At 49.2% G+C, this 14654-nt stretch carries 9 protein-coding genes; 7 read left to right on the top strand and 2 right to left on the bottom strand.

Going from position 1 to position 14654, the window contains the following annotated elements; genetic code table 11:
- The first annotated feature begins 23 nt into the window (after nt 1-23).
- The 4 genes from GV030_RS10785 to purU all read left to right on the top strand — a co-directional run bounded on the left by GV030_RS10785 (nt 24) and on the right by purU (nt 9410).
- On the top strand, nt 24-5522 hold the full coding sequence (locus tag GV030_RS10785; protein WP_159582316.1) for an alpha-2-macroglobulin: 5499 nt from the start codon (nt 24-26) through the stop codon (nt 5520-5522).
- A 13-nt stretch (nt 5523-5535) separates the two neighbouring features.
- Nucleotides 5536-7854, top strand: coding sequence for a penicillin-binding protein 1C (gene pbpC / locus GV030_RS10780; RefSeq protein WP_159582315.1), 2319 nt, complete (start codon nt 5536-5538; stop codon nt 7852-7854).
- Between the two features lie 25 nt (nt 7855-7879).
- Nucleotides 7880-8482: a trimeric intracellular cation channel family protein gene (locus GV030_RS10775; RefSeq protein WP_221413331.1), complete on the top strand. Its 603-nt coding sequence runs from the start codon at nt 7880-7882 to the stop codon at nt 8480-8482.
- 64 nt (nt 8483-8546) lie between these two features.
- Nucleotides 8547-9410 carry a formyltetrahydrofolate deformylase gene (gene purU / locus GV030_RS10770; RefSeq protein WP_159582314.1) on the top strand — a complete coding sequence of 288 codons (864 nt, stop codon included), beginning with the start codon at nt 8547-8549 and terminating at the stop codon, nt 9408-9410.
- A gap of 11 nt (nt 9411-9421) precedes the next feature.
- Here purU and GV030_RS10765 read toward each other — a convergent pair whose 3' ends face one another.
- Both GV030_RS10765 and GV030_RS10760 read right to left on the bottom strand, forming a co-directional pair.
- The gene (locus tag GV030_RS10765) at nt 9422-10729 is read right to left on the bottom strand and encodes a pyridoxal phosphate-dependent aminotransferase (RefSeq protein ID WP_159582313.1); all 1308 of its coding nucleotides are present in this window, start codon (nt 10727-10729) and stop codon (nt 9422-9424) included.
- A gap of 91 nt (nt 10730-10820) precedes the next feature.
- Nucleotides 10821-11462, bottom strand: a complete 642-nt coding sequence (locus tag GV030_RS10760) for a hypothetical protein (protein ID WP_159582312.1) — start codon at nt 11460-11462, stop codon at nt 10821-10823.
- Between the two features lie 125 nt (nt 11463-11587).
- Between GV030_RS10760 and GV030_RS10755 the strand changes: the two genes are divergently transcribed.
- The 3 genes from GV030_RS10755 (at nt 11588) to GV030_RS10745 (ending at nt 14602) form a co-directional block, all read left to right on the top strand.
- On the top strand, nt 11588-12172 hold the full coding sequence (locus GV030_RS10755) for an NfeD family protein (RefSeq protein WP_159582311.1): 585 nt from the start codon (nt 11588-11590) through the stop codon (nt 12170-12172).
- Nucleotides 12173-12176: 4 nt separating this feature from the next.
- Complete coding sequence (locus GV030_RS10750; protein WP_159582310.1) at nt 12177-13634, top strand: flotillin family protein; 1458 nt, start codon at nt 12177-12179, stop codon at nt 13632-13634.
- 92 nt (nt 13635-13726) lie between these two features.
- On the top strand, nt 13727-14602 hold the full coding sequence (locus tag GV030_RS10745; RefSeq protein ID WP_159582309.1) for an alpha/beta hydrolase: 876 nt from the start codon (nt 13727-13729) through the stop codon (nt 14600-14602).
- The last annotated feature ends 52 nt before the right edge of the window (nt 14603-14654 follow it).

The following is a 14654-nucleotide window of genomic DNA, read 5'->3' as shown; positions in this document are numbered from 1 at the left end:
CGTTATTTTTTAAGTCCCAAATCATGAAAATAAAACACATCCCCCTCCTCACACTCCTGTGCCTCCTCTTTGCCTGCGGTGGCGACAACAGTGGATCATCTGGCACCATCATCAATGACGCTCGTTTCGGCGAGTACATCAGTGGCTACACCAGCGGCACCATCTCGCAAAAGGACAACATCAACGTACAGTTTACGAATCTCGTGCCGATCCCTGATGCCCCGCAGCTCAGCACCCTTTTTTCCATTTCCCCGTCCATCAAAGGAACCCTGGTGAAAACCGGCCCGCACGCCATCACCATTTCCCCGGAGACGCCTTTAAAATCAGGGCAAAAATTCGTATTCACCCTCAACCTCCAATCACTCATAGAAGTGCCGAAAGAACTCGGGCAGTTTAAGTTCGAAATTTCCATCATCGAGCAAAACTTTGAAGTGATCCTCGGTGAAATGCTGGCTCCCGACCCCTCCACCCCTGATCAGCTCCAGTTTGAAGGTACCGTGAACACCGCAGACTTTGCCGAAAACGAAGCGGTAGAAAAAATGATTCAGATGGAAGGTAGCCTCCCCATCGCCTGGCAGCATCGCAGCGGGACCTCCCATCGATTTGCCGTGACAGGGATCACCCGCACCAAGGATCCTAAAACCATCCAGATCAAAGCCAGCGGTGCCCCAATAGGGGTGAAACGATCCGAAGATCTGCGAATAGAAGTTCCTTCTCAGGCGGTGTTTTCCATGATTTCTACCAAGGTGGACAACTCGGGAGACCCCTTTGTAGCCATCTATTTTTCTGATCCTCTTGATCCTTCCCAGAGTCTTGCCGGCCTCATCAATCTCGAAGGTGTTCGAAATCCGGGCATGGTCATCGAAGGTAATCAGGTGAAGGTGTACGTACCTCAAAACATGACCGGCAGCAAAAAGCTGGAGATTTTCGAAGGGATCAAAAACTCCAAAGGGCAGGCCCTGGGTAAAACCACCACCAGCTACATCCCCTTTGAGCCAGAAAAACCACAGCTCCGACTAGTAGGAAATGGCACCATTTTACCCTCTACTTCCGGGCTGGTACTACCCTTCGAATCCGTCAATCTCAAAGCCGTGCAGGTGGAAGTAGTGAAAATTTTTGAAGCCAATATGCCTGCTTTTTTTCAGGTGAATAATCTCTCCGGTGAGGATCAGATCAACCGGGTAGGTCGAAAAATCATGCGCCGCAAGATCGACCTTTCCGCCAAGGCCGAAGACCTCAGCAGTTGGAACCGGTTTACATTAGATCTTTCTACCCTTTTTGAAGCCGAAAGAGGGGCCCTGTATCAGGTCAGAATTGGTTTTCTTCCGGAATACACCAACTATCCCTGTGATCAGGTCTTTGAAGTGCAAGACAATCCCACAGACAAAGAATCATGGAGCATCCACCAGGATGACAACTTTTACGAATGGGGTAATCTCTGGGACTATCGCTACCCCGAGGGGTATACCTGGAAGGAGCGCGATAACCCATGCCACGTTTCCTACTACAACTCCAATCGCTTTGTTTCCACCAGCCTGCTGGCCACCGATATTGGGCTGATTGCCAAAATAGGAGGTGACAACACCATGAAGGTGATCGCCACCAACATGACAAACGCACAACCCATCCAGGCCACTATCAAAGTGCTGGACTATCAGCTTCAGGAAATGAGCTCCAGCATGACCGACGCCCAGGGCTTTGCCACTATCAAACCGGAAAGAAGGCCATTTCTTATTATTGCAGAAGCTCAGGGTCAAAAATCTTACCTGAGGTTGGAAGACAATGAATCACTCTCACTGAGCAATTTTGATGTATCCGGCACCCGGGTGATTGGCAATATCAAAGGCATGGTCTACGGCGAAAGAGGCGTCTGGCGTCCCGGAGACGATATTTTCCTCAGTTTCATGCTGGAGGATCCCGAAAAACAAATCCCCGATAATCATCCGGTAGTCATGGAATTGCGCGACCCCCGTGGCAACATTAAGGACAAGCAGGTAGTCACACAGGGCGTAAAAGGACTTTACACTTTTCAGACCAAAACAAGTCCGGATGATGTGACCGGAAACTGGTGGACAACCGTGTCGGTAGGAAATAATAGTTTCGCCAAAACCGTAAAAGTAGAAACCGTAAAACCCAACCGCCTGAAAATCAACCTGGATCTGGGGGGCGATCAGATTACCTATGAAAACAGGGCCGTGAAAGGGAAACTCAATGTCAAATGGCTCACCGGACTCACCGGGAGCAACCTGAAGGCCGAGACCGAGCTGCGACTGGTAGAAACCAATACCACGTTTAATGGCTACGCCCAATACGAATTTGATGATGCGGGAAAAAACTTCCATGACGACCCAAAGCAGATATTTAGTGGTGAAGTAGACCAAAATGGGGATGCCACCATTAACTTGCAACTCCCATCAAAACCTAACTCCCCGGGAGCGCTCAAAGCCATTTTCAACACCAAAGTATTTGAGCCGGGCGCCGCTTTCAGTGTCAACTCCAAAGCTGTGACCTACCTCCCCTACAGTTCGTTTGTGGGGGTGAACCTCTCCACAGCAGATCAGGGTAGCCGCATCGAGCGCGATAAACCTCAGCAGGTAGACTTGATCACACTTGGTGCCAATGGGCAACCCGTAGACCGAACCGGCGTGGAGGTGAAAATCTACAAACTCAACTGGCGCTGGTGGTGGGATCAGTCGGATGACTACAGCACCAACTATGTTTCCTCCAGCTATGCCGAACTGATGGAATCCAAAAAAATCAACACCACCGCAGGTAAGGGCAAAATCAACTTTACCATCAAAAGCCCCAACTGGGGGCGGTTTATCGTCGTGGCCAGGGATCCGGTGTCCGGACATTCATCCAGTCAGGTATTTTATACCAGCTGGTATGGCTCATCGGGTGGCAATGCCATCGGCGCTACTTCGCTGGAAGTGAGCACCGACAAAGCTGAGTACGCAGTAGGCGAAAAGATCAATGTGACCATGCGTGGAAGTTATGAAGGGCAGGCACTCATCAGTATAGAAAATGGCAGCTCAGTAGTCCAAAATTTCTGGGTCAAAACCGAAAAGGAATGGACCTCCTTCACGGTGGACGCAACCCCCGAAATGGCACCCAATGTCTACCTGCATGCCTCCTTATTGCAACCGCACGGTCAGACCAGCAATGACCTTCCTATCAGACTCTATGGGATAGCCTCCATTCAGGTCTATGACAAAGAAACCCGACTGGAACCCACCATCCGAATGGCCAATGAACTGGCTCCCAACGAGCCAGTGGAGATCACGGTGACTGAGAAAAATGGAAAGCCTATGGCCTATACACTGGCGGTAGTAGATGACGGACTGCTGGACCTCACCAATTTCAAAACACCTGCTCCGTGGGATCACTTCTATAGCAAAGAAGCCATAGGCGTGAAGACCTGGGATCTTTACAATGACGTGATTGGAGCGTATGGTGGTCGCCTCGAAAGACTGCTCGCCATTGGTGGTGGCGAGGGAGGTCTGGACGACTCCAAAAAGAAGGAGGAAAATCGATTTAAGCCCGTGGTTCAGTTTATGGGCCCCTTTTATCTGGAGGGTGGTCAATCTAAAAAACATACTTTCACCATGCCCCAATACATTGGATCCGTGCGAACCATGGTGGTAGCAGGGCTGGGTGGTGCTTATGGAAGTGCCGAAAAAAGCACTCCGGTCATCAAACCCCTGATGGTACTGGGCACACTGCCACGCGTGGTAGGCCCCGGTGAACTGGTGAGTCTGCCTGTGAACGTATTCAAATACAAAGAGGACATCAAAAACGCCACCATCACGGTAGAAACTTCCGGAGTACTCAGCCTCAGGGGCTCCAATAAACAGACCATCGAGCTCAGAGAATCCAATGGTACCCTGTATTTTGATCTGGCTGTAGCCGAAAAGCTGGGGCCGGGTAAAGTGACCATCACCGCCTCCTCGGGCAGTGAGTCGGCCAGGCACGACATCAACATTGAGTCCAGGTCACCCAACTCCGCACAAACCATCGTGAAGGTACTTCCCGTGGAAGCAGGCCAGGCAGTCACTCCCGGTGGAAAACTTTTCGGCATGGAGGGCACCAACAAAGTAACCCTGGAGGTGGCATCCATCCCACCGATCAACCTGGAGCACAGGCTCAGCTATCTGATCCGCTATCCACATGGATGCATCGAGCAGACGGTCTCCTCGGTATTCCCTCAGCTTTTCCTCAAAAACATCACCGAACTGACGGTGGAGGAGCAGGTGAAAATTGAGAACAACATCAAGACGGCCATCAAACGACTTTCTAAATTTCAGGTGCCTACCGGAGGGCTTGGCTACTGGCCTGGCTATGACAATCCCAACAGCTGGGGAACGAGCTATGCTTATCATTTTCTGATAGAATCCCAAAAACAGGGGTACTCCGTTCCAGGAGAACTGATTGAAAAGATTTTGAGCTACCAAAGGAATAAGGCCCGAAACTGGAGCAAGTCTGTAGATCATCGGGACTCTGATCTGATACAAGCTTATCGGCTTTTCACTCTGGCACTGGCCGGATATCCGGAAATTGGGGCAATGAACAGGCTCAGAAATACCTCCGACAAGTCTGTTCAGTCTGTACATAAACTTGCTGCTGCCTATGCCATCATCGGTCAGAAAGAAGCAGCACAGACACTCATGAAGGATTACGGTCGCTCAAAAGTAAAAGACTATGGATATAGCTACTATTACTACAGCTACGGCTCCTTTGAGCGGGATCTGGCACTGCTGCTGGAGACCTACGTGTACATGGATAGCAAAGCAGAAGCTTATAAAATCTTGCAGGAAATCTCCGAGAGGTTGTCCGCAGACGGCTGGATGAGCACTCAAACCACGGCCTATTCGCTGTTGGCAATCAGCAAATACATCACTGCCAACCAAACAGAAAAAGGCATGAAAGCGGGTATTTCCTATGGCGGAAAAAACACCACCTGGTCTTCGGATAAAGCCATTTACAAATCCGAGTTACCCATTGACGCCATACAGTCACTCAAGATTGACAACAAAGGCGAGTCCAATTTCTTCGTGACACTTTCTATCACTGGCACTCCAAAGCCCGGCGATGAACCAGTCGCACAGTCTGACCTGGCCGTGAGTGTCCGTTACCTGGATCCATCCGGCAGATCGCTCTCTCCGGATAGCCTGAAATTGGGCCAGAGCTTTGATGTACTGATCACTGTGAAAAACGAATATGCTGCCGGTAGCGTGAAAGACATAGCCCTTACGCACATATTGCCCTCTGGCTGGGAAATCCAAAATGACCGACTCACGGATCAGGAAACCAGTGAATACAGCGCTTTCGACTATCAGGACATTCGTGACGACAGGGTCTATACGTATTTTGACTTGAGTCGAGACAGTCAGAAAGTATTCAAAGTAAGTGTGACGGCTGCCTACCCGGGCAAATATTATATGCCGGGTATACAGGCAGAAGCCATGTACAAGGCCTCTATCTCGGCGAAAACCGCCGGGAAATGGGTTTACATAACCAAATAATTTATCTACTCAAATGCTTTCAGGCAGTGGTGATCGTCGTTCAAAAATCAAGTGGGCCGCCTGGCTATCACCACTGCTGGCTTTGGGTATTTATCTGGCCATACCACCCAGCCTGGGCAACAGACCCACCTCTACCGTATTGAATGACCGCAATGGTCATTTGCTCAGTGCTTCTATTGCTGCGGACGGACAATGGCGATTTCCCTTATGCGATTCCGTGCCTGTCAAACTGGAGCGATCCATATTGCTTTTTGAAGACGAATACTTCTACTACCATCCTGGTGTCAATCCCCTCTCTGTTTTAAGGGCCATTCGGCAAAACATCAGACAACAGCGCATTGTCAGTGGTGCGAGTACCCTGACCATGCAGCTGGCGCGAATGCTCCAAAACGAGAAGCGCACCTTCTTCCAAAAGCTTCGGGAAGTGGGCATTGCCCTAAGAATGGAGCTCTGGTATTCAAAAGAGGATCTACTGCGACATTACGCCTCCCTGGCTCCATTTGGGGGCAATGTGGTAGGCATCGATGCTGCCTCATGGCGATACTACGGGAGGCCGGCCCACCTCCTCAGCTGGTCAGAAAGTGCCACCCTGGCCGTACTGCCCAATCAACCCGGAGCAATCTACCCTGGGACTTCCATGGAGGCATTGAGGTACAAGCGCGATTTCCTTTTGAAAAAGCTCTATCTGAGCGCTGACATTGACAGCCTCACTTATGCACTAAGCCTGGAGGAACCACTTCCTGACAAGCCCTTTGATATTCCACAGCGCGCCCCCCACCTCCTTACAACCCTACGTGAAAATGCCGAGGGACGACCCCAGACTACAACTCTCCATCCCTTTTGGCAACAGAAAACCACGGAAGTGGCAGAGCGTAAGCATCGGTGGTTAAAATCCAGTGGCATCGACAACCTGGCTGTAATGGTGGTAGACCTTCGGAATGGCCAGGTGCTCTCCTACGTAGGTAACACCACCGATCCCACCGCGGATGGATATCAGGTGGATGTTATCCAAAAACCAAGAAGTTCGGGTAGCATCCTCAAGCCCCTGCTTTATGCCAGATCACTGGAAAAAGGCATTATGCTGCCAAAAACCCTCCTTCCCGATGTGCCCAGCTCCTTTGGTGGGTATACTCCCAAAAACTTCAACCTGGGATATGCAGGGATGGTCAAAGCCAATGAGGCACTGTCCATGTCTCTAAACATCCCTTTTACCCATCTCCTGCAGGAATATACCTATGAGGTTTTTCATCAGGACCTTCAAAAATTTGGGATCACCACCCTCACTCAGCCACCGGGGCATTACGGTCTCTCCATCATTCTGGGTGGGGGAGAGGTCAAACTTTGGGACTTGGCCCAGGCGTATTTTGGTCTGTACAGAAAGCTGGCCAACGAGGATAATCTCAGCATCAGCTACCTTCCTGATTCTCAGAAAATCGCGGATGTGGAGCTCAGCGAAATCAATGTCTGGCATACCTTCCAGGCCATGACCGAACTCACAAGGCCTGGAGCCGATCACTCCTGGCAAAACTTTAGCTCCAGCCAGCTGATCGCATGGAAAACAGGCACCAGCTTCGGTTTTAGAGACGCCTGGGCCATTGGACTGAACGGCAACATTCTCGTGGGTGTATGGGTAGGAAATGCCGATGGCGAGGGCCGTGCTGGTCTCTCGGGCGCTTCATCTGCAGGCCCCATCCTCACCGAGCTCATCCGGCTTGGAGAATACGATGGCCAATGGCTCGAAAAGCTCAGGCCTTTTTCATTTCCCCATCAAACCTGCACCGCCTCCGGGATGCTGGCCGGGCCGGCATGCGAACACACCGAAACCATGGAACTGGGGCCTCAAGCGGAACAATCCGGCTTATGTACCTATCATCAGCGACTCTGGATGGACGAGAGTAACACCTACATTGTCAATCATTCCTGCTATGACATGCACAAGGCTTCCCTGCAGTCAGTGTTTGTACTCCCCCCGAAGCAAGGCTATTACTATCAAAAGAATCACTCCGATTACTCCGGCAGACCGCCCATATACCCGGGATGTGAGCAGCAAGTGGAAAATCTACTGGCGATCAATTATCCATCGGTGAACGCCAAAATATTTATCCCTAAAGAATTGCAGGGCCAGTCAAGTGAGGTGATTTTGGAAGGCTCCCATCAAAATCCCAATGCAGAGCTCTTCTGGCACCTCAACGACCGCTATATTGGGAGCACCCATGGGGAGCATAAGCAGTCACTCCTGCTGCCAAGAGGAGCATATCTGATCACCATCTTAGACGAACAGGGCAACTCCACCTCACGAAGTTTTGAAGTGGTATCTGATCCCTCATCTTAGTACCTTGCCAGAAAAATAAGAACTTTTGAATATCCTCTACTTCATAGACCTCTTGGGCACCATGGTATTTGCCATCAGTGGAGCACTCACCGCGTTTGACAAAAAGCTGGATATTTTCGGTATCTCAGCAGTGGCTTTTATCACGGCGCTGGGCGGTGGTACACTTCGCGATGTGCTGCTGGGGAGCACTCCTGTTTCATGGATGCAAAACCTCAATTACCTGTTCATGATCCTCATAGGCATTTCCATTGCCATTTTGTTTCGGCAGGCAGTCCAGAAGCTCAGAAAAACCTTTTTCCTGTTTGATACGATAGGCATCGCCGTATTCACCATTCTGGGTCTACAAAAGGCCCTGGACTTTGGTGTCTCTCCTATCATTGGCATTATGATGGGCATGATCTCCGCGGTTTTTGGTGGGGTAATCCGGGATATTGTCTGCAATGAAATCCCGCTCATCTTCCGCAAAGAAATCTATGCACTCACGTGTATCGCCGGAGGCATCGTGTTCATGCTTCTGGATTTTTGGGCGGTAGAACAATTTCTCAACATTCTGATCACTGCCGGGTTTATCGTTTCCTTCAGAGTGCTGGCTGTCAGGTATCATTGGGAATTGCCCCTTTTATCATAACCGATTCTTATTACTTTTACCCACCCAAAAAGTCAGCCCCACTTTTGATACAAACCGAATAACTATGGGCTTAAAGAACCATGCCATACTACTGATCCACTGTACGGACCGCAAAGGCCTGATCAGTACCATTACCAATTTCCTGTTTGAGCACAATGGCAACATCATCGACCTGGATGAGCATGTGGAAAAAACAGAAGGGGTATTCTTCATGCGGGCAGAATGGGAACTCGACGGATTTACCATCCCCAAAGAGGATATTCATGGCACCTTTCAGGATAAAATAGCCAGCCAATACGACATGGACTGGCAGCTACATTTTACAGACAAAAAGCCCAGAATGGCGGTGTTTGTCTCCAAATCTTCCCACTGCCTCTACGATATCCTGTCGCGACACTACTCAGGTGAGTGGGAGATTGAGATTCCGGCCATCATTTCCAACCATACCGTGCATCAGACCATCGCTGAGCGATATGACATTCCATTTTATCACTTTGAAATCAACAAAGACAACAAGCAGGAAATGGAGCAGGCCCAGCGATCACTGCTCTCGGAACTCAACATTGACTTTTTAATCTTGGCGCGGTACATGCAGATACTCAGCGATGAGTTCATCAATGCCTATCCCAATAAAATCATCAACATTCACCATTCCTTTCTTCCGGCATTTGCTGGCGCCAAGCCTTACCACCGAGCGCATGAGCGGGGGGTGAAACTGATAGGTGCCACCAGTCACTATGTTACTGCTGACCTGGATGCCGGCCCCATATTGGAGCAGGATGTAGTGAAAATCTCCCACAAAAACTCCGTGGAGGACCTCATCAGAAAAGGAAAAGACCTGGAAAAGATCGTACTCTCAAGGGCCATCTGGACACACCTGCAACGTAAGGCCCTGGTGCACAATAATCGGACAGTGATTTTTGATTAACGAATAAATAATTAAACCGACTGACAGTACTCCATCACGCCTTCTTTGATCAGCTTGAAGGTCTTCTCGATGATGCTTTCATCCTCCTCAAGCAGCGTAAGCCGGAAGCCCAACAGGTCTGATGAAAACGAGGAGATCGGGACGATACACACATTTTTGGCAGCCAGCAGATAATACACAAACCGCTTGTCCAGCGTCATGTGATTGGCCTTCATCCAGGATTCCAGCAAAGCTTCTACCTTTGGATCAGTGATCTTCAGGGTCTGTTTGTCATTCAGCACACCCGGCTCAAAAATCATGGTGTTGTAAAAAGCCCCGTTGGTCTGATTGAATTTCACATACGGCACATCACTAAATACCTCATTCAAATAGGCGCTTCTCCTGCCAATCTTATCCCTTGTTTCTTTGATAAACTCCGGATAACGAGGATCCTTCATGATCCTGGGAATAGAAAGCTGCGGCAACTTGGTCGAGCTCACCTCGATCATCTTGGCATTGTCTATGGTCTCACATAGTCTGGTAAACTCCGGATCGTTGGTACGGTTGTAATATTCGGCCCAGCCACATCTGGCGCCTGGCCAGGGGAACTCCTTAGAAATTCCTTTCAACGAAATGGCAGGTACATCCCCTATCACCTCCGCAAGCGTGCAGGTTTTTGCGCCATTGTAGACAATATTCATATAGATCTCATCACAGATCAGGAAGAGATCAAACTCCCTGGCGATGGCCACCATCTTTTCCAATATTTCCTTGGGGTAAACCATGCCGGTTGGATTATCCGGGTTGATGATGAGTATCCCCACGATGCTCGGGTTGTACTTCACCTTATTGTACAGGTCATCCATGTCGGGGTACCAGCTATTATCCGGATCCAGCTTGTAGGTGATCGGATGATGGTTGGCATGCCCCGCCTCCGCAGAACTGTGGGTAGAATACGCCGGTGAGGGACCAATCACCCGTGAGGTGGGCAAGAGGTACTGATAGATTTTCTGAATGGCATCCCCCAGTCCGTTGAAAAAGGTAATGTCCTGTGGCAAGATCTGAGCACCTCCGCGCTTATTATTCAAATCTGCCAGAAACTCGCGCGTAGATAGCACGCCTTTGGAGTGGCTATACCCATAGGTATTGTCCTCATAGAGCAATCCTGCTATGATCTCCTTCATCCATGCCGGCAGCTTGTGATTTTTCTGAATAGGATCTCCAATGTTCTCCCACAGTATAGAATATCCAAGCTGCTCAAGCTGCTCTGCCTTCTTCACAATCCCACGAATTTCGTAAGAAAGCTCGTTGGCCCCTTCCCTAAGTAGTTTCTGTCGCATACGCTGAAAATGAAGCTACGAAGGTAGGAGAAAGTGTAGGTCTTTTGAAAATCGACAAAAGAATATTGTTTCGTTTTGTTAAGGAACGGAATTAATCTCCTAGCCTAAAGGCCAGCATGGCAGTAAGCTCGTTGACGTTCTGCACCTTGTTTTCTGGTGAATTATAGTACCGATAATATCCATTTTTCAACCGATGATTGGTCACCCAATAATACCGGGCTTTGAGTGCCACGCGCGAACCGATGCGCAGGGAAGCGCCCAGGGTCAACCCAAAACCTGTGGTTCCTTTTATTTTGTACACATCCCGCCCTATCACCATGGCAGTAGGTTTAAAAAAGCTGATTACTCCCCCCGCTGACACCTGCCAGGTATTTCGGGGAGAAAAATTAACCCCTGCGGCCATGGGCAGGCCAAAGTAATGTGAATACTTTAAGTTCTCCGGTGGGCTCCTCATCGAGGATTCTATTTGGGCTTCGGAAGATTCGTCGAAGGGATTCCAAATAAAGGAGGCATTGAAAAAAATCGCCAGTCCCAAACTATCAGTCGGGCCAATAAATTCATAACCAAGGGCCATTCCCGTGGCCGCCATCCCGCTGGTCGGGTGTTCTGCGTCTGCATCTCCAAAGTCTGCCAATGGCACCGATGGCCCCAAACCCAGCCAATGAGTTTGCCCATAAAGTGCACTTAAGAATACCAGTGCGAAAAAGCCGGTAAGCAATATTTTTTTACTCATACAGGATCACTCTGAGAGAATATCACACAAGTAGTCAAAATAACGGTTAATTTTCTAAGAGAAAAAGGCAAAGCACGTACATGGAAAAGAAAAAAGTGATATTTTAAGGTCAAAATAACTCACCCATGGATTTCAATTTTTCAGATTGGTGGAACTCCCTCACCACCCTCCAACAAATTTACTGGGGCTTTGCCATCCCTTTCTCCCTGATTTTCCTACTCCAGATGATCATGACTTTTGTGGGTGGCGATATGGATACAGACGGGTCGGCAGACTTTGACGTAGAAACCGATGATGGTGCTGGCTTCCAGTTTTTTACCATCAAAAATTTTGTAGGTTTTTTTACGCTTTTCTCATGGACAGGCATCGCTTGTCTGGATTCAGGGCTGTCAGGAGGACTCTCAGTAGTCATTTCCATTGGGGCCGGTATCCTGATGATGGTGATTATGGCAGCAATTTTTTATTATTTCAGCAAGCTGACAGACTCTGGCAATATGTCCGCTAAGAATGCGATCGGGGGAATCGGAGAAGTTTATCTGCCCATCCTATCAGGCCGAAGCAATATCGGGAAGGTGAGCATCAAAGTGCAGGGATCTCTGCGGGAGCTTGACGCCATCACCGATGATGATCAGGATTTGCCAACAGGCGCCGTGGTGACCGTCACAGACATCACCAGCAATGACACATTAATCGTTACTAAATCTAAATAATTCAATGTCGAGTACCTTCTTATTTATCATCGCCGCAGTAGTCGTATTCGTATTTGTACTACTCATTGGTCTCTTTCAACGCTATAAGCGCTGTCCCTCAGACAGAATATTGGTAGTCTATGGAAAAGTCGGCAAAGGCGCCGATGACCAGGGCCGGTCGGCCAAGTGTATCCATGGGGGTGCCGCCTTTATCTGGCCCATCATTCAAGATTATGAATTTCTGGACCTGACACCCATTTCTATTGAAGTGATGCTGACGAATGCCCTCTCTCGCCAAAACATCCGCGTGGATGTGCCATCACGGTTTACCGTGGGTATCTCTACTGAGGAAGGTGTCATGAACAATGCCGCAGAGCGCCTGCTGGGTCAGTCACAGCAAAGTATTCATGACCTGGCCAAAGACATTATTTTCGGACAACTGCGTTTGGTGGTTGCGACCATGGACATTGAAGAGATCAATAGCAACAGAGATAAGTTCCTGGCCAATGTGGCCTCCAATGTGGAAGCTGAGCTTAAAAAGATCGGTCTGAAACTGATCAACGTGAACGTGACAGACATCAAAGATGAGTCTGGATACATAGAAGCACTGGGAAAAGAGGCTGCAGCCAAAGCCATCAACGATGCCCGAAAAAGTGTGGCTGAGAAGGTGAGAGACGGATCTATTGGTGAGGCCAATGCTCATCAGGAGCAGCGGGTAAAAGTAGCTTCAGCCGATGCTATGGCCGTGGAAGGGGAAAATACCGCCAAGATCACCATCGCACAATCGGACGCTGCCAGACGAGAAAAAGAGGCCGAAGCACAGAAAATTGCCATCGCCGCAGAGAAGGTACAATCTGCCAAAGCCCTGGAAGAAGCCTATGCCGCAGAGCAGGAGGCTGAAAATGCCAGAGCGAGAAGAGATAAAGCCACCCAAACAGCTGATGTGGTAATACCCGCACAGATTGACAAAGAAAAAGTGGAAATAGCTGCTGAAGCGGAGGCCGAAATGATCAGAAGAAAAGCCAGAGGGGAAGCAGACGCCATCCTGTTTATGAAAGAGGCTGAAGCCAAAGGTATTTATGAAGTATTGACCAAGCAGGCCGAAGGGTTCAAACAAATAGTAAGCGCCGCCGGCAATAACTCGCGTGATGCGGTGCTGCTGATTATTGCCGATAAACTGAATGAATTGGTAAAACTGCAAACTGAAGCCATCAAAAACATCAAAATTGATAAGATCACCGTCTGGGACAGTGGCAATGGGGAGAACGAAAAATCCTCTACGGCCAACTTTATTTCCGGTTTGTATAAGTCTGTACCACCACTTCAGGAGATGTTTGGCATGGCCGGTATGGAGCTCCCGGATTATCTGAAAGGCAAGTCTACCGAAGAGATTCAAAAGCTGGCCAGCGAGGTGAAAAAGAAAAACGAACCCAAAAAGCCAAAGGAGGCCAATGATCCTCCAAAAGACGATACAGCAAAATAAAATAAAGGGGGCGCTTGCCCCTTTTTTATTGGTTGCATTGTTGGCCATTCCGGCTAACTAATCAATATTTGAGTTGATTTATACAAAATCCCATGAGACTACTTTTTACTTTCATTGTGCTTTCTTCCATCCACCTCGCCCACGGGCAAAACTACCTGCTCCCCCTTTGGAAAGATCAGGTGCCCAACCAGCAGAAAACCAAAGAAGTGGAATCCCGCGACACCACTGACGCAGTGCGAATAGCCTATGTGCAAAATCCCACCATCGAGGTATACCTCCCTGGTAAAAGTCAAGCCACAGGCCAGGCCGTAGTGATCTGCCCGGGAGGGGGGTATTCCATATTGGCTTATGATAAGGAAGGAACGGATATAGCCAAGCTCCTGAATGGTCAGGGCATTGCAGGGATTGTACTGAAATACCGCCTGCCCAAATCTCAAAGTAACATTGTACCTCATCAGTCTGCACTCATGGATGCACAGCAAGCCATGAAGTTGGTAAGAGCCAATGCCGACAAATGGAACATCGATCCCGACAAAGTTGGGGTGATCGGATTCTCGGCAGGGGGCCACCTGGCCTCCACCCTCGGCACCCACTTTGATGACGAATCTCGCCCCGATTTTATGGCACTGATCTATCCTGTTATTTCCATGGATACTGAGATCACTCATATGGGATCCAGAAAAAATCTGATCGGTGAAACCCCAACAGAAGAGCTGGTGAGATTATACTCCAACGAACTGCAGGTACAAGTCAATACCCCACCAACTTTCATTCTTCATATGATGGATGATCAGGTAGTACCTGTGGAAAACAGCTTGCGATTTTACGAAGCCCTGAGAAAAGCAGACGTACCCACAGAGATGCACTTGTACCCTGCCGGCGGACATGGGTTTGGCCTGGCTATTGGTCGGGGACACCTGGCGAGCTGGACAGACCGGCTGATCGAGTGGTTACAGCATTTGGATTGACCCAAATCAAGGGGTAGAAGCACTAAAAAAGCCCGGTGAAGAATCTTCACCG

The organism is Marinoscillum sp. 108 (genome assembly GCF_902506655.1).
In the GTDB taxonomy this organism is placed as follows: Bacteria; Bacteroidota; Bacteroidia; order Cytophagales; family Cyclobacteriaceae; genus Marinoscillum; species Marinoscillum luteum.
Note: the sequence above shows the minus strand (reverse complement) of the source record. Positions and strands in the feature narration are given on the sequence as shown.